Annotated in this window: 17 protein-coding genes; 8 read left to right on the top strand and 9 right to left on the bottom strand. The window is 59.8% G+C overall.

Annotated features, from left to right (window positions below; all coding sequences use genetic code 11):
* Positions 1-80 precede the first annotated feature (80 nt).
* The 3 genes from PseuLF5_RS17470 to PseuLF5_RS17460 all read left to right on the top strand — a co-directional run bounded on the left by PseuLF5_RS17470 (position 81) and on the right by PseuLF5_RS17460 (position 1143).
* Positions 81-431: a hypothetical protein gene (locus PseuLF5_RS17470; protein ID WP_093434008.1), complete on the top strand. Its 351-nt coding sequence runs from the start codon at positions 81-83 to the stop codon at positions 429-431.
* Between the two features lie 233 nt (positions 432-664).
* Entirely contained in the window at positions 665-859 is a 195-nt protein-coding gene (locus PseuLF5_RS17465; RefSeq protein ID WP_123462299.1) for a hypothetical protein, read from the top strand.
* Between the two features lie 101 nt (positions 860-960).
* Entirely contained in the window at positions 961-1143 is a 183-nt protein-coding gene (locus PseuLF5_RS17460) for a hypothetical protein (protein ID WP_222832511.1), read from the top strand.
* Here the strand turns inward: PseuLF5_RS17460 and PseuLF5_RS17455 are convergent.
* Positions 1140-2201 (bottom strand): AI-2E family transporter, encoded by a 1062-nt coding sequence (locus PseuLF5_RS17455; protein WP_123462297.1) that lies wholly within the window; start codon positions 2199-2201, stop codon positions 1140-1142. The two genes, PseuLF5_RS17460 and PseuLF5_RS17455, sit on opposite strands and share 4 nt — an antisense overlap.
* 112 nt (positions 2202-2313) lie before the next feature.
* Positions 2314-3000, bottom strand: coding sequence for a cysteine hydrolase family protein (locus PseuLF5_RS17450; RefSeq protein WP_340134145.1), 687 nt, complete (start codon positions 2998-3000; stop codon positions 2314-2316).
* 191 nt (positions 3001-3191) lie between these two features.
* Here PseuLF5_RS17450 and trhP point away from each other — a divergent pair, with 191 nt between their 5' ends.
* Positions 3192-4535: a prephenate-dependent tRNA uridine(34) hydroxylase TrhP gene (gene trhP, locus PseuLF5_RS17445; protein ID WP_267805155.1), complete on the top strand. Its 1344-nt coding sequence runs from the start codon at positions 3192-3194 to the stop codon at positions 4533-4535.
* Between the two features lie 210 nt (positions 4536-4745).
* On the opposite strand, the gene PseuLF5_RS17440 is transcribed toward trhP, so the two are convergent.
* Together PseuLF5_RS17440 and PseuLF5_RS17435 are read right to left on the bottom strand one after the other, a co-directional pair.
* Positions 4746-4976: a hypothetical protein gene (locus PseuLF5_RS17440; protein ID WP_128615629.1), complete on the bottom strand. Its 231-nt coding sequence runs from the start codon at positions 4974-4976 to the stop codon at positions 4746-4748.
* A gap of 92 nt (positions 4977-5068) precedes the next feature.
* Positions 5069-5782: a FadR/GntR family transcriptional regulator gene (locus tag PseuLF5_RS17435; protein WP_340134143.1), complete on the bottom strand. Its 714-nt coding sequence runs from the start codon at positions 5780-5782 to the stop codon at positions 5069-5071.
* 366 nt (positions 5783-6148) lie between these two features.
* On the opposite strand from PseuLF5_RS17435, the gene PseuLF5_RS17430 reads away from it, so the two are divergent.
* Positions 6149-7495: an MFS transporter gene (locus PseuLF5_RS17430; RefSeq protein WP_340134141.1), complete on the top strand. Its 1347-nt coding sequence runs from the start codon at positions 6149-6151 to the stop codon at positions 7493-7495.
* 24 nt (positions 7496-7519) lie between these two features.
* On the top strand, positions 7520-8863 hold the full coding sequence (gene gudD, locus PseuLF5_RS17425) for a glucarate dehydratase (RefSeq protein ID WP_186748116.1): 1344 nt from the start codon (positions 7520-7522) through the stop codon (positions 8861-8863).
* Positions 8864-8988: 125 nt separating this feature from the next.
* Here gudD and PseuLF5_RS17420 read toward each other — a convergent pair whose 3' ends face one another.
* Entirely contained in the window at positions 8989-9861 is an 873-nt protein-coding gene (locus PseuLF5_RS17420) for a LysR family transcriptional regulator (RefSeq protein WP_123462290.1), read from the bottom strand.
* Between the two features lie 232 nt (positions 9862-10093).
* Here PseuLF5_RS17420 and ampC point away from each other — a divergent pair, with 232 nt between their 5' ends.
* Positions 10094-11188, top strand: coding sequence for a class C beta-lactamase (ampC, locus tag PseuLF5_RS17415; protein WP_445262419.1), 1095 nt, complete (start codon positions 10094-10096; stop codon positions 11186-11188).
* Between the two features lie 156 nt (positions 11189-11344).
* Here the strand turns inward: ampC and PseuLF5_RS17410 are convergent, their stop codons facing one another.
* Complete coding sequence (locus PseuLF5_RS17410; RefSeq protein ID WP_123462288.1) at positions 11345-11905, bottom strand: DUF4174 domain-containing protein; 561 nt, start codon at positions 11903-11905, stop codon at positions 11345-11347.
* Positions 11906-12111: 206 nt separating this feature from the next.
* On the opposite strand from PseuLF5_RS17410, the gene PseuLF5_RS17405 reads away from it, so the two are divergent.
* Positions 12112-12576 (top strand): GNAT family N-acetyltransferase, encoded by a 465-nt coding sequence (locus tag PseuLF5_RS17405; RefSeq protein ID WP_128615135.1) that lies wholly within the window; start codon positions 12112-12114, stop codon positions 12574-12576.
* 46 nt (positions 12577-12622) lie between these two features.
* Here PseuLF5_RS17405 and PseuLF5_RS17400 read toward each other — a convergent pair whose 3' ends face one another.
* The 3 genes from PseuLF5_RS17400 to PseuLF5_RS17390 form a co-directional block, all read right to left on the bottom strand.
* Entirely contained in the window at positions 12623-12949 is a 327-nt protein-coding gene (locus PseuLF5_RS17400) for a hypothetical protein (protein ID WP_336346310.1), read from the bottom strand.
* 7 nt (positions 12950-12956) lie between these two features.
* Complete coding sequence (locus PseuLF5_RS17395) at positions 12957-13742, bottom strand: sulfite exporter TauE/SafE family protein (RefSeq protein ID WP_123462284.1); 786 nt, start codon at positions 13740-13742, stop codon at positions 12957-12959.
* Between the two features lie 244 nt (positions 13743-13986).
* Entirely contained in the window at positions 13987-14736 is a 750-nt protein-coding gene (locus PseuLF5_RS17390; RefSeq protein WP_123462282.1) for a hypothetical protein, read from the bottom strand.
* Positions 14737-14750: the final 14 nt, after the last annotated feature.

The raw sequence follows: 14750 nt of genomic DNA, 5'->3' as shown, positions 1-14750 counted from the left end.
CGCTGTCTTAGAGATATCCCCGCGACAACTGTGGGCCTGGTGCAGGCCCCGATGCCGGGTTGAAGAACCGAGGAATTATCATGATTCGTAAACTCCCTATCGTCGCCCTGCTGATCGGTGCCTTTGCTGTCACAGGGCAAGCAGAAGCCCATGGCGGTGGCTGGCAGGGGCCGGCAGTGTTTGGCGCAATCGTCGGCTCGGCCATCATCGGTTCGGCGCTTATCAACCAGGATCGCCCGGTTTACGTGCAACAGGCGCCGGTGTATGCGCCGCCACCGGTCTATGTGCAGCAACCACCGCCACCGGTCTACTACCAGCCAGCGCCGGTGTATGTGCAACAACCGGTGTACGTGCAACCGGCTCCGGTGTATTACGGCCCGCCGCGTGGCTATTACGGTCGCCCGCACTATTACGGTGGCCCACGCTGGTAACCGAAAACAAAGAGCCCCGCTTTATAGAGCGGGGCTTTTTTATGACCGCCGGTCGGCCAGGGTCTGAAAAAATCTCGCCAAGGTCGCTGTGGAGACAGTCTCACCCGCTAAAGTCGGCATGATGGTTGCGAGCGTTATGGTCTTTTGCACACAACGGTCATCTTTTTGTCATGACGGAACCGCAATCTGAATCCGTCCGCAAACAACAGGTTGATAAGAACAAGGACGATTACATGCCTACACAAAACCCGCACCGCATTGTCGGCCTCTGCACCTCCAGCAAGGTGTACAGCGCCCTGACCGAGCTCAAGCACCTGGAAGGTCACCGTTGTGCCAAGTTTCTCTCGCTACTGACGGAGAACCTCGTGCACAAGGGCTTGCTCAACGAGCGCGAGGTCATGCACATGCTCGATCAAGTGGTCGATTGATCAGCCCTCAACGGCATCAATGACTACTATCGAAAGCGTTGATTGTCCCTGCAACCGTTGAATCCCTAAGGTAGCCCCATCGTTTGATGGAGGTCCTTGTCATGGCTCAGGTTCAAATCATGTCCGTTATCGGCAGCGCCGTTCCCGCCGCGCTCAGAGCGTCGGGCCTGCTCGCCTGCTGGTATCTGGTGCGCGATGGCGAGCCGATCAGCGGCCCGCTCACCTCGTTGCCGGCGGCGCAGGCCTTGTCGCAGAAAATCATTGGCGAGCCGTTTCAAGCCTAAGGCAGCTGGACTTTCGGTTTGGTCTCGATGAACAGCGCCCAACTGGACATGAACAGGGCCGCGATCAACGGGCCAATGACAAAGCCGTTGAGGCCGAACACCGCGAGGCCACCAAGGGTCGAGATCAGGATCAAGTAATCGGGCATACGCGTGTCCTTGCCCACCAGAATCGGGCGCAGCACGTTGTCGACCAAGCCGATCACAAACACCCCGAACAACGCCAACACCACGCCTTGCCAAATCATCCCGCTGAGCAGGAAATACACCGCCACCGGCGCCCAGACGATCCCCGCCCCCACCGCCGGCAACAGCGACAGAAAGCCCATCAGCACGGCCCACAGCAGTGCGCTGGGGATGTCGAGAAACCAGAAAATCGCCCCGCCCAATGCGCCCTGAGTGACCGCTACCACCAGGTTGCCCTTCACCGTTGCGCGCACTACCCGGTTGAACTTCAACTGCAAACGCCGTTTGTGACTCTCTTCCAGCGGTACGGCGGTACGCACCTTGCGCACCAGCTCGGCGCCATCGCGCAGAAAGAAAAACAGCAGGTACAGCATGATGCCAAAGCTGACCACGAACTCGAACGTGCCCTGACCGAAACTGAAGGCCTGAGTGGCCAGTACCTGACTGCCCTGCATCGACGCCTTGACGATTTTCTCGCGCAGACCGTTGAGTTCGCCCATGCCGAAGCGATCAAGCAAATGCTGAAAGTAAGGCGGCAGACTGTGTTTGAACTGCGCCAGATAGGCGCCGATGTCCAGTTGGCCGCTTTCGATGTTGTTGTACAGCGTCGCGCCTTCCTGGACCAATAACACGCTGAGGATGATGACCGGCAGAATCGCAATGATCAGGCAAATGCCCAGGGTGCACAAAGCCGTCAGGTTGCGTTGCCAGCCGAATTTCTGCTGTAACCGGCGTTGCATCGGCGCAAACAGGATGCCGAGGATCACCGCCCAGAACACCGCGCCATAAAACGGCAGCAGGATCCAGATAAACGCCACCGTGACCAGCAACAGCAGCACGGTGAGGGATTTGAATTGAAGGTTTTTTTGGTTCATGTCCGATCCATGTCAGTCAGGCGTCATGCACGCCCCGAACCTTAGTCAATCGGGGCCTGCACGAGTGCCATCTTTATTCATGGAGCATAGTTGCGGATCAGCCTGAGCTCGCTTATCGAACCGGCAAACGGACGATTTGTCCGGTGCTCAAGACATCGCCGAACGTGTCCTCGATTTCCGCCAGCGCAGCCTTGTGCAGGGAGTCCTTGTTGATGGCCGCGCCATTGGCACGGGTAATGGCGCGGGTTGCCGAGGCATCGGCGGCGACAATCACGCTGTAACCGAGCGGCACTGCATCCCGCGCGGCTCCAGCCACACAGGCGTGAGTCATCAGGCCCGAGACGATCAGCGTGTCGATGCCGGAGGTTTTCAGGCGCTGGTTCAGATCGGTGCTGGCAAATACGCTGACGGTGTTCTTTTGCAGCACGACGTCTTGCGCCCGTGGCTGCATGTCCCGGTGAAACTTCACCGTATCGCCATTGCTGGCAAACACCGGCGAACCGGCCGGCGCAACGTGCTGCACGTGGTACACCGGAATGTGGTGGCGGTCGGCGAAAGTGATCAGTTCACGGGTTTTCGCCAGTGCAGCAGCACCGTCCGGGATCGGCAGCCTGCCGCTGAAGTATTCGTTCTGGAAATCGATCACCAGCAAGGCGGTTTTGCCCGCAGGCAATTGGCTGAGCGGAGTCGCGCCGGACATCGCCCGAAGGGTCGGCTGACTGTCGGCAACTGCGCCAGTGCTGGCCAGCACCCCGGAAAATGCACAGGCACTGAGGAAACGGCGGGTGAAGCGCTGCATGGGAATGTCCTTGCTCGGTTGAATGATGGGCAAAGGTTAAGCACTCGCCGCCGGGCAGAAAACACGACAAGCAGCACATCATCTGTGCTGCTTTTGCACAGATCGGCGCGACGCGCCGAAACATAGATCCAGATCAATAACCCGCGCGGACATCCGCCTTACGCTGCCGCGCTTTTGCCATCGACGCCGCCATGACTCTCACCCAAGCCCTCACCGCCCCGGAATTGCTCGCCCCCGCCGGCACCCTGAAAAACATGCGTTACGCCTTCGCCTACGGAGCCGATGCGGTGTATGCCGGTCAGCCGCGTTACAGCCTGCGGGTGCGCAACAACGAATTCGACCACGCCAACCTGGCGTTGGGGATTCGCGAGGCACAGGCACAAGGCAAGCGCTTCTATGTGGTGGTCAACATCGCGCCGCACAACGCCAAGCTGAAGACTTTCCTCAAGGATCTGGCGCCCGTGATCGAGATGGCGCCGGACGCACTGATCATGTCCGACCCGGGCCTGATCATGCTGGTACGCCGCCATTTTCCGCAGATGCCGATTCATCTGTCGGTGCAGGCCAACACCGTGAACTGGGCGAGCGTCGAGTTCTGGCAGCAACAAGGGCTGAGCCGGATCATCCTCTCGCGGGAACTGTCGCTGGAGGAAATCGGCGAAATCCGCGAGCAGGTGCCGGGCATGGAACTGGAGGTGTTCGTCCACGGCGCACTGTGCATGGCCTACTCCGGGCGCTGCCTGCTGTCGGGCTACATGAACAAGCGCGACGCCAATCAGGGCACCTGCACCAACGCCTGCCGCTGGAAATACTCGGCGCAGGAAGCCACGGAAAACCAGCTCGGCGACATCGTCCAGACCTTCCAGCCCGAGCCGACCCTGGGCATCGGCGCGCCGACCGATCAGGTGTTCCTGCTGCAGGAAGCCAATCGCCCAGATGAGTTGATGCCCGCGTTTGAAGACGAGCACGGCACCTACATCATGAACGCCAAGGACCTGCGCGCCGTCCAGCACGTCGAGCGCCTGACCCGTATGGGCGTGCACTCGCTGAAGATCGAAGGTCGCACCAAGTCGCACTTCTATTGCGCACGCACCACGCAGGTCTATCGCCGGGCGATCGACGATGCAGTCGCCGGGCGCGAATTCGATCGCAGCCTGATGAGCGATCTGGAATCACTGGCGCAGCGCGGCTACACCGAGGGCTTCCTGCGCCGGCATGTGCACGACGAATACCAGAACTATCAGCACGGCAGTTCGGTGTCGGAACGTCAGCAATTCGTTGGCGAACTGACCGGCGAACGCCGCGACCGGCTGGCCGAGGTCAAGGTGAAGAACCGTTTTGCACTGGGCGACCATCTGGAATTGATGACACCCAAGGGCAATTTCCACTTTGATCTGCACCAGTTGCAGAGTGCCAAGGGGGAAGCGATCGAAGTTGCGCCGGGGGACGGGCACACGGTGTACCTGCCGATTCCGGATGCGGTGGATTTGCGCTTTGGGTTGCTGATGCGGGATGTAGCTACGAATCCCCTATGAGGGCATGCACTACCCTGTCGGGGGGCACTGATCTTCAGCGGCATTGCCGCCGCCATCGCTGGCAAGCCAGCTCGCACAGGGCAGGTGTCGAACACCAAATTCCATGACACCACTGTGGGAGCGGGCTTGCCTGCGATGAGGCCGGCATGAACAACACACACTGCAACTGACCACCGACAAAAAAGCCCGGCACCAAAACCCGGGGTTTTATTACCTGCGATCATCCGACAACGGCGTCGGAACATCCGCCGGTGGCACATCATCGTCCGCCGCCGGGTCCTTCCAGTCTTCCGGCCGATCGGCGTCGCTCAATGGATCGCGCCCCGGGCTCATACCCGGCGGCGCATCATGATCAGCCAATGTCGGCTCCTCCGTGCCGGGCACCGGCCGGGTCGGATCAGTCGGCAACACACCACCCTGAAACAGCAAATCATTCGCCATGACACACCTCACACAGGAGGTCCGGAACATCCGGGCCGTACTGATTGGAAGCGTGCCGGCAGGCGGCGTGCTATTGAACGGACCAGCGGCGATCAGCCCTGCGCACTGAAGCGGTCGCGGCTGTTGGTCAGGTGCAGCCACATCGCTGCGCGTGCCGCATCGGGGTCCTGACGCTTGATCGCATTCAGGATCGCCTCGTGTTCGAGGTTGGCCAACTGCCCCAGCTTGCTTAGATCTGCCGCTCCGCGTTCGGCAGCATTGAGCCGGTTGCGCGGAATCATTGCGTTGCCCAGGTGCTGCATGATTTCGCTGAAGCAGACGTTGCCAGTGGCCTCGGCGATCAGCAGATGAAAACGCCGATCAGCCTCGACGCAATTATCGTTGCTGTCCAGCAGACGCTGATAGTCATCCAGCGCCTGACGCATCTGCAGCAGTTGCTGCTCACTGCGCCGTTGCGCTGCCAACGCGGCGGCCTGCGTCTCCAGGCCCATGCGCAACTCAAGAATGCTGCGTACACCGAGCGCGGTATCGACATTCAGGCGCAAACCCTGCTCGGCAGCGCGCTCAATGACGAAGGTGCCGATGCCGTGCCGCGTCTCCACCAGCCCCGACGCCTGCAATTTGGAAATCGCTTCGCGCACCACCGTGCGACTGACGCCGTGTTCCTGAACGATGGCGTTCTCCGACGGCAGCTTGTCGCCGGGCGACAACTGGCCGAGCAGGATGCTCTGGGTGAGTTTCTCCACCAGGTCATGCGCCAGGTTATGGGCGCGTTTACGGGCGGGGGCGTCGAGGTCTTCTTGCATGGTCGGTTCCGATGATCGGGGCCAGCGGATCGTAGCATCGCGCAGTGCGGGACGAGGTTGATTTTAGCGCTAAAAATCCTGAACAACTTGTATGACAACACTCAAATATCTTTAGGGGAGTTGCGAAAAAACCGGCGCGATCACATCAACAAAAGACGATAGCGTGCAGCTTCAGCGCTCCACCCACTGCGAGAAACCCCAATAGATACGCCTTATAAAAGCAAAAAAGCATAAAAAGAACCGGCTCCAGACAAATTTAATTGCATCGCCCCACTTGTAGGACAAAAATTTCAGGTTGTATGATGTCTATCAACAAAGCAGCACCAGCCCTACCCCGCATAAAAATAATCAGTGGGAGAAAACCAAGTGAAAACCTCCGTCTCCGGGATGCACGAGGGCGTCGATTCGACGCTCGCGTCCGCCATCTCGAAAGTGAAACGCCACGTCCTGCCGCTCTTCGTGATCATGTTCATCGTCAATTACATTGACCGGGTGAACATCGGTTTCGTCCGCACTCACATGGAACACGATCTGGGCATTGGTGCCGCCGCCTACGGCTTCGGCGCCGGTCTGTTCTTCATCGGCTACGCGCTGTTCGAAGTGCCTTCCAACATGCTTCTGCAGAAAGTCGGCGCACGCATCTGGCTGACCCGCATCATGCTCACCTGGGGCCTGGTCGCAGCCGGCATGGCGTTCATCCAGAACGAAACCCACTTCTATATGTTGCGCTTTTTACTCGGCGTGGCCGAAGCCGGGTTCTTCCCTGGGGTGATCTACTACTTCACCCGCTGGCTGCCCGGCGTCGAGCGCGGCAAGGCGATTGCGATCTTCCTCAGCGGCTCCGCCGTGGCCTCGCTGATCTCCGGTCCGCTGTCCGGCCTGCTCCTGCAAATCAATGGCCTGGGCATGCACGGCTGGCAATGGATGTACTTCATTGAGGGGATGTTTTCGGTCGGGCTCTGTGTATTTGTCTGGTTCTGGCTCGACGCCAAACCCCACGACGCCAAATGGCTGACCCGCGCCGAACAGGATGCGCTGGTCAATGCCATCGACGATGAACAAAAGGCCCGCGAAGCCGCAACGCCCATCCGTCCTTCACTGGGCAAACTGCTCAAGGACCGGCAGATCCTGCTGTTCTGCCTGATCTACTTCTTCATCCAGCTGACCATTTATGCGGCGACCTTCTGGCTGCCAAGCATCATCAAGAAAATGGGCGAGATGAGCGATTTCCAGGTCGGCCTGTTCAACTCGATTCCGTGGCTGCTGTCGATCATCGGCATGTACACCTTCGCAGCGTTCTCGGCCAAGTGGAAACACCAGCAGGCGTGGGTCGCCACCGCGCTGCTGATCGCCGCCGCAGGAATGTTCATGTCCACTACCGGTGGGCCGATTTTCGCCTTCGTCGCCATCTGCTTTGCGGCACTCGGGTTCAAATCCGCCTCGTCGCTGTTCTGGCCGATTCCCCAGGCGTATCTGGACGCTCGCATCGCCGCAGCGGTGATTGCGCTGATCAACTCGGTGGGCAACCTCGGCGGTTTCGTCGCGCCGACCACCTTCGGCCTGCTCGAAGAACACACCGGCTCGATTCAGGGCGGCCTCTACGGTTTGGCCGCGACCTCGATCATCGCCGCGATCATCGTCTTCGCTGCGCGCACCACACCCAAACCCGCTGTTGACCTCGCCGTGGCCGAGGCCGCGCCAAAGCACGCCTGAACGCTGTATCAGAAGGATAAAAACATGACCGCACACGACACCGCCAAAGCCCCGATCATCACCGACATGCACGTCATCCCGGTGGCCGGCCACGACGGCATGCTGCTCAACCTGAGCGGCGCCCACGGACCGTTCTTTACCCGCAACCTCGTCATTCTCAAAGACAACGCCGGCCATACCGGCGTCGGCGAGGTGCCCGGCGGCGAACGCATTCGCCAGACTCTGGAAGATGCGCGCAGCCTGGTGGTCGGCAGCCCGATCGGCACCTATCAGAAGATCCTCAATCAAGTGCGCCAGACCTTCGCCGACCGCGATGCCGGTGGCCGTGGCCTGCAGACTTTTGACCTGCGCATCACCATTCACGCCGTCACCGGTCTTGAAGCGGCCCTGCTCGATCTGCTCGGCCAGCACCTCGACGTACCGGTTGCGGCGCTGCTTGGCGAAGGCCAGCAACGTGATGAAGTGAAGATGCTCGGTTACCTGTTCTATGTCGGTGATCAGCGCGAAACCGACCTCGCCTACCGCAGCGAACCGGATGCCGATAATGACTGGTTTCGCGTGCGACACGAGCACGCCATGACCGCCGAAGCGGTGGTGCGCCTCGCCGAAGCAGCCCATGCGAAATACGGTTTCAAGGACTTCAAACTCAAGGGTGGCGTGCTCAGCGGCGATGCGGAAATCGAAGCGGTCACCGCCCTCGCCGAACGCTTCCCGGATGCACGCATCACCCTCGATCCGAATGGTGCCTGGTCCTTGAAAGAAGCGATCCGCCTGTGCCGCGATCAACACCACGTGCTGGCTTACGCCGAAGACCCGTGCGGTGCGGAAAACGGTTATTCGGGGCGCGAAGTCATGGCTGAATTCCGCCGCGCCACCGGGCTGAAAACCGCGACCAACATGATTGCCACCGACTGGCGCGAAATGGGTCACGCCATCCAGCTGCAGTCAGTGGACATTCCCTTGGCCGACCCGCACTTCTGGACCATGCAAGGTTCGGTGCGCGTGGCGCAGATGTGCCATGAGTGGGGCCTGACCTGGGGCTCGCACTCCAACAATCACTTCGATATCTCTCTGGCGATGTTCACCCACGTCGCCGCTGCCGCGCCCGGCGAGATCACGGCCATCGACACCCACTGGATCTGGCAGGACGGTCAGCGCCTGACCAAGGCACCGCTGCAAATCGTCGACGGCTGTGTCCAGGTGCCGAACAAGCCGGGGCTCGGCGTGGAGCTGGATATGGATCAGGTGGCCAAGGCCCACGAACTGTATAAAGGCATGGGCCTTGGCGCGCGGGATGACAGCGTGGCGATGCAGTTTCTGATTCCGGGGTGGCGATTCGATAACAAGCGGCCGTGTCTGGTGCGCTGACGCTTTTGAGTCGCCCAGCCGCCCTGTAGGAGTGAGCCTGCTCGCGATGGCAGCGTGTCAGTTGATATCAATGTTGACTGACACACCGCCATCGCGAGCAGGCTCACTCCTGCAGGGGTTTTGCATTAACCAGAGATTTGCAGCAGCCAGTTTTTAAAGGCGAGCATTGCTGCCGTTTCCGGCCGCGACTGCAACCGCGTCAACCAGTAACTCCCGGTGGTGATCTCGATTGCAAACGGCTGACAGATCGTCTCGGCCGCCAGTTGCCGGGCAAACATCAGCGGCGGCGCCAGCGCCACCCCGCTGCCCTGCAATGCCACCTCCATCATCGCCAGCGACGAGTCAAAGACAATGCTCTGCGGTGGCGCCGCGTGGGTCGCCAGGCCTGCCGCGTGAAACCATTGCGGCCATTCATCGGTGCGATAGGAGCGCAGCAACGTGTGCTGCAACAGATCGCCCGGCGTGCGCAGTTGCCGGGCGATCTCCGGCACGCACAATACCGACAGCGGCGCATCAAGCAACCGCGTCGCTTCAATGCCATGCCACGCCCCCGCACCAAAGCGAATCGCGTAATCCAGCCCTTCAGCAGCGACGTCCACGCGATTGTTGTGGGTCGACAGCCGTAAATCTATGAGCGGATGTTTCGCCCGGAAGTCCGCCAGCCTCGGCAACAGCCACCCCACCGCGAACGTACCGACGGCGCCGACCGTCAGCATTTCGCGGTATTGCCCACCGGCAAGACGTTCGAGAATCTGCGCAATGCGATCGAATGAACTGTTCAGCACCGGCAACAGGGTTTCGCCTTCGCTGGTCAGCATCAGCCCGCGGGGCAGGCGTTTGAACAGGGTAACGTTGAGCTGCGCTTCGAGGCTTTTCACCTGATGACTGACTGCCGCCTGGGTCACGCACAACTCGACGGCCGCACGGGTGAAGCTCAAATGGCGTGCGGACGCTTCAAAGGCGCGCAGCGCGTTGAGCGGCAATTGTGGTCGAATCATGCTCAGTCCCAAATTTTTCTAATGGCTGCTGCGAGTTTTCGTCGTTTGTCGATTGGCGCCGTGCTGACTAAATTGGCGGCGCTGATCAGTCGCCCGACGGGGAACTCGCCCGCAGTGTAGCGGGATACCATCATCAACACTCATGGAGAGTGGTTCATTCATGTCATTCATCAACCCTGGCAAACTCTTTTCCTACAGTACTTTCGGACTATTTTTTGGCGCGACGACCTGCATGGCCGCACCGCCTTCCGATGCGCAACTGCAAGCGCTGGTCAACGCTGCAGTGACACCGGTGATGCAACAACAGAACATCCCCGGCCTCACCGTGGCGCTGACGGTCAACGGCCAAGCGCATTACTTTAACTACGGCGTTGCCACCAAAGATACCGGACAAAAAGTCAGCGAAAACACCCTGTTCGAAATCGGCTCGGTGAGCAAAACCTTCACCGCCACCCTCGCCGGATACGCCCAGGCCAACGGCAAACTTGACCTGGCGACCAAGGCCAGCACGCTCTGGCCCGCGCTCCAAGGCAGTGCCTTCGACAACATCAGTGTGTTGCAACTGGGCACCTACAGCGCCGGCGGCTTGCCTCTGCAATTCCCGAGCGAAGCGGATTCCCCTGAGCAGATGCTCGGCTATTTCCAGCAATGGAAACCGGTCTATCCTGCCGGCAGCCATCGCCAGTACTCCAACCCGAGCCTGGGTCTGTTCGGCTATCTGGCGGCGAACAGCCTCGGCCAGCCATTTGATCAGGCGATGACGCAAACCCTGCTGCCGAAACTGGGCCTGCAACATACCTACCTCAGCGTTCCCGCTAGCCAAATGGACCTGTATGCGCAGGGCTATGACAAGCACGACAAACCGGTTCGCGTCACGTCCGGTGCGCTGGACTCGCAAGCCTATGGCGTTAAAACCAGTGCGGTGGACATGCTGCGTTACGTTCAGGCCAACCTGAAACCTGAAACGCTTGAAGCGTCCCTGCAAAAAACCATCGCCAACACCCACACCGGTTATTACACCGTCGGCGATATGACCCAGGGCCTGGGTTGGGAAATGTATCGCTACCCGATCAGCCTCGATCGCTTGCTCGCGGGCAATTCGACGGAAATGGCCATGGAAGCGCACAAGGTGCAGTGGCTGAATCCACCGCGACCGCAACCGGCTGACGTGCTGATCAACAAGACCGGCTCGACCGGTGGATTCGGGACTTACGTGGCGTTTGTGCCAGCCAGGGATGTTGGCATCGTGATCATGGCCAACAAGAACTTTCCGATTCCTGAGCGGGTGAAGATCGCCCACAAAATCCTCAGCGCGGTCACTGACTGACAGCGAGCCACGGGCTTTGTACCAGGCAATAAAAAATGGGCGACCTGCACAGGTCGCCCATTTTCCAGTTCCCGCAAAGGCGCCTTGTCAGTCAAGGGTGATGTCGACTGTACGGACCTCTTCGCGGACTAGCCCACTCCCACAGGGTGCTACTCATCAATCATCCGGCATTTCAGGTGGCTTGGCCGGTTTGGTCGGCTTGGCGTTTTTGGCGCCTTTCGTCGTGGCCGGTTCGGTAGTCGCGGGGGGCGTCGCCACAGACGGTGGGGCGATGTCCTTCTCGGTGGCTGGCAGTGCATCGACCGTGTCGAAGATTTTCTTCAGGTCCACCGATTTTGCTTCATCGCCCGAGGCCGAGAGCTTGGTCTCGCCGTCCTTGCCCAACAGGAACACTTTCGGATAAGCCCCGGCGCCCAGCTTCAGCGAGCGCAACAAGGCCATGGTGTCCTGCTGGCCGAGGTCCTTGCCGTCGAGTTGACCGGCCATATTGAGGATGGTGTAGACCTTGATATTGCGGTCGGCGATGCCCTTCTTGTTCGCGGGATCTTCCAGCGACTTTTTCAGGCCTACCCATACCGGATCGACGGTGCTGGAGGCAATCACGATCAATGGTCGGGATCTGCCCATATCCCCGGCGATGGGCGAATCGTTATCTGCGGCGAACAAGGGGCCGGCAATCGCCAGCAAGAGTGTCAGGGTCAGTGACCTGATGAGCATGCGCATCTCCTTTTGATATCCACGCTCTAATGATTGCGCATCGTGGCGATTGTTCCGGGCACGCCCGGCAAATATGTTTCGCCTTGTCAGAAGCTTAGGACAGCCACGACATTGCGCAACCAGCTGCGCGCAATCGTGACGTGGATTTGATTACCTTTGATGACCGCATTAGGGTGGCTGTTCACCGACGAAAAGGAGTTCTGCGTATGTACATCGACTACCTGTGCGATCACCCGCATCTGATTGAAGAACTGGCCGAACTCAATTTCAAGGAATGGGGCGAGTTCCGCCCCGGCGATACCCTTGAGGCCCGCACCGAACGGATGCGCGCAGCCTGCGGCAAGGGTGCGATTCCCAGCGTGGTGGTGGCCATCGAGGATGGCAGATTGCTCGGTGGTGCGCTGCTGATCGACAGCGACATGAAGATCCGCCCGCAACTGACGCCGTGGCTGGCAGGGGTTTATGTGAAGGCTGAGGATCGGGGACGCGGGGTCGCATCGCAATTGGTCAACAGGATCGTCGATGAAGCGGCGGCGCTCGGCGTGTCGCAGTTGTATCTGTACACCGACGCGGCGCAATCGCTGTATGCGCAGCTGGGTTGGGAGGTGATAGAGGAACTGGTGTACGACGACCTGCCGGTGACGGTCATGAAGTATGTGATCAAACACTAACCTTGTGGTGAGGGAGCAAGCTCCCTCGCCACAGTTGAGTGCAGCATCAGGCGAGGATTGAATCGAGCGCCGAGAGTAATTGCGAAGGGGCGACGGGTTGTCCGCCGAGCTTGAGTTCACCACTGTCGAGTTCAACGCTCAGCATCACCGACGCCCGATCGCCCGGGTACTTGCGCAGCACCAGCCCGATGCTATCGGCAGCCTCATCGGCGGTACCGAGCAAATCCCACAGGCTCTCACTCAGATCCAGCAGCACTCGCTGACGCTGCACATCGACTACCCGCGGCGCATACAGCCAATGGCTCATGCGCATCTCACGCGGCTCAACGGTGATGGCGAGACGACCTTCGCAATGGACGGTGGTTTCAGGCATGGCCGGTTCAGAACGCCAGCTTGTAGCCGATCAACAACAGCATGGTCGCCAGGCACGGGCGCAGCACTTCATCGGAAATGCGCCCGGTCAGGTGGCTGCCGAGCCAGATGCCCGGCAGCGAGCCCATCAGCAGGAAGCCCAGCACGCCCCAATCCATGTTGCCCATGCTCGCGTGGCCAAGGCCGGCGACCAGGGTCAGCGGTACGGCGTGGGCGATTTCGGTGCCGACCAGACGCCGGGTCGGCAGCAGCGGATAGAGAATGAACAACGCGACCGTGCCGAGGGCTCCAGCGCCGATCGAGGTCAGGGCGACCATGGTGCCGAGGATCAGACCGGTGATCACCGTCATCACGTTCAGGCGCACACCGTTCGGATTGTAGTTGCCGCCCGCGCGTTTGTGGGCGAATTCCAGCAAGCGTTTCTTGAACAGAATCGCCAACGCCGTGGCGAACAGCACGTAGCCCAGGGCTTGCTTGATGATCGCGTTCATCGCCTCAGGGGCGGTGTGCAGGGTGCTGAGAAACCACAAGGTCATGGCCACCGCCGGCACGCTGCCGAGGGTCAGCCAGCCGGTGATGGCCCAGTCGATGTTTTTGTTCTTGCGGTGAACGAGGACGCCGCTGGATTTGGTAATGGCCGCGTACAACAGGTCAGTGCCCACCGCCGTTGCCGGGTTGATGCCGAACCACAGCAGGATCGGCGTCATCAACGAACCACCGCCGACACCGGTCATGCCGACAATAAAACCCACCACCAGCCCGGCAATCACCAGGCCGAAATTTGCCAATTCCATTAAGACGTCCAGAAAAACGACAGGAAAAATCTGGCCCGCAGCATAGCGATTTTTCTTATAACCACATATATCAATGCGGTCTATGGTTATGCCATATCGACCTCGACGCATGAACCTGTGGCAGCGGGCTTGCTCACGATGAGGTCGTATCAGTCAGCTGTTCCGTTGCCTGACACGCCACAATCGCTGGCAAGCCAGCTCCCACAAGTGTTGTGCCGCATTGATTGCCAGCACCGCGCCGAACTCACTGCACCGGCAGGAAATTCAGGAACAGCAAACTCTGCGCGTAATTAAGTCCGATCCGCCGATACCGCTCATCGAGCATCTGCGTGAGCAAATCCAGGCGCGCAACGATCTTGCTGAATTCGGTGGCGAAACTCAGATTGGTGCCCTCCTCCGAGATCTCATTGGAAAACAGCAGCGGCTGACCTTCCTTGTTCTGCCGCTGAGACAAAATCCACGTAGCTTTTTCGATATTGCGTGCAGCATTGTGAACGAACGTCGGATTGATCGCGTCGGTCATGTAGAACTCAGTGCGATTGCCATGGGCGGTGACCAGCATGCTGCCGATCGCATAGATGAACGCGCCGACCCGGTCGCCGAGAAACTCCGGGCTCATCGCATAGCTCAGCGCCGCCAGATCCTTGCGATTGCCGAGCACCGGCAACGGTTGCTGCTGCTCGATGGCCAGCCGCACCTGTTTAACGGCGGTGTTGATGTCGAGAAACCCGGACTTGCGCAGCTCTTCCGGGTTGCGCAGGTACAACTTGCCCATCAGGCGATAAAGGCTGTTGAGGTTGTCGCGCATTGCCAGGGTCGCCATGCGGTCGACACTGGTCTGCAGAAATTCCTGCGGCTGACCTTCACGCATCTGATGGAAGAAACCGTTGCCGTCCTGATGACTGCAACCGCTGAACATCAGCGACGACAGGCAGACCAGCAGCAGGCATGGGCGACGAAAAAACGCAGTGATCGGATGAAAAACTCTCGGCATGAATACTCGAACAG

The sequence above is a fragment of the Pseudomonas sp. LF-5 genome (assembly GCF_037626295.1).
GTDB classification, from domain to species: Bacteria; Pseudomonadota; Gammaproteobacteria; order Pseudomonadales; family Pseudomonadaceae; genus Aquipseudomonas; species Aquipseudomonas monsensis.
This window is presented reverse-complemented; position numbering and strand designations above follow the sequence as displayed.

What these genes read in the sequence shown, in the direction of transcription:
- PseuLF5_RS17470 (WP_093434008.1), top strand. Translation starts at nt 81, where the DNA reads ATGATTCGTAAACTCCCTATCGTCGCCCTGCTGATCGGTGCCTTTGCT.
- PseuLF5_RS17465 (WP_123462299.1), top strand. Translation starts at nt 665, where the DNA reads ATGCCTACACAAAACCCGCACCGCATTGTCGGCCTCTGCACCTCCAGC.
- PseuLF5_RS17460 (WP_222832511.1), top strand. Translation starts at nt 961, where the DNA reads ATGGCTCAGGTTCAAATCATGTCCGTTATCGGCAGCGCCGTTCCCGCC.
- PseuLF5_RS17455 (WP_123462297.1), bottom strand. Translation starts at nt 2,201, where the DNA reads ATGAACCAAAAAAACCTTCAATTCAAATCCCTCACCGTGCTGCTGTTG.
- PseuLF5_RS17450 (WP_340134145.1), bottom strand. Translation starts at nt 3,000, where the DNA reads ATGCAGCGCTTCACCCGCCGTTTCCTCAGTGCCTGTGCATTTTCCGGG.
- trhP (WP_267805155.1), top strand. Translation starts at nt 3,192, where the DNA reads ATGACTCTCACCCAAGCCCTCACCGCCCCGGAATTGCTCGCCCCCGCC.
- PseuLF5_RS17440 (WP_128615629.1), bottom strand. Translation starts at nt 4,976, where the DNA reads ATGGCGAATGATTTGCTGTTTCAGGGTGGTGTGTTGCCGACTGATCCG.
- PseuLF5_RS17435 (WP_340134143.1), bottom strand. Translation starts at nt 5,782, where the DNA reads ATGCAAGAAGACCTCGACGCCCCCGCCCGTAAACGCGCCCATAACCTG.
- gudD (WP_186748116.1), top strand. Translation starts at nt 7,520, where the DNA reads ATGACCGCACACGACACCGCCAAAGCCCCGATCATCACCGACATGCAC.
- PseuLF5_RS17420 (WP_123462290.1), bottom strand. Translation starts at nt 9,861, where the DNA reads ATGATTCGACCACAATTGCCGCTCAACGCGCTGCGCGCCTTTGAAGCG.
- ampC (WP_445262419.1), top strand. Translation starts at nt 10,094, where the DNA reads ATGGCCGCACCGCCTTCCGATGCGCAACTGCAAGCGCTGGTCAACGCT.
- PseuLF5_RS17410 (WP_123462288.1), bottom strand. Translation starts at nt 11,905, where the DNA reads ATGCTCATCAGGTCACTGACCCTGACACTCTTGCTGGCGATTGCCGGC.
- PseuLF5_RS17405 (WP_128615135.1), top strand. Translation starts at nt 12,112, where the DNA reads ATGTACATCGACTACCTGTGCGATCACCCGCATCTGATTGAAGAACTG.
- PseuLF5_RS17400 (WP_336346310.1), bottom strand. Translation starts at nt 12,949, where the DNA reads ATGCCTGAAACCACCGTCCATTGCGAAGGTCGTCTCGCCATCACCGTT.
- PseuLF5_RS17395 (WP_123462284.1), bottom strand. Translation starts at nt 13,742, where the DNA reads ATGGAATTGGCAAATTTCGGCCTGGTGATTGCCGGGCTGGTGGTGGGT.
- PseuLF5_RS17390 (WP_123462282.1), bottom strand. Translation starts at nt 14,736, where the DNA reads ATGCCGAGAGTTTTTCATCCGATCACTGCGTTTTTTCGTCGCCCATGC.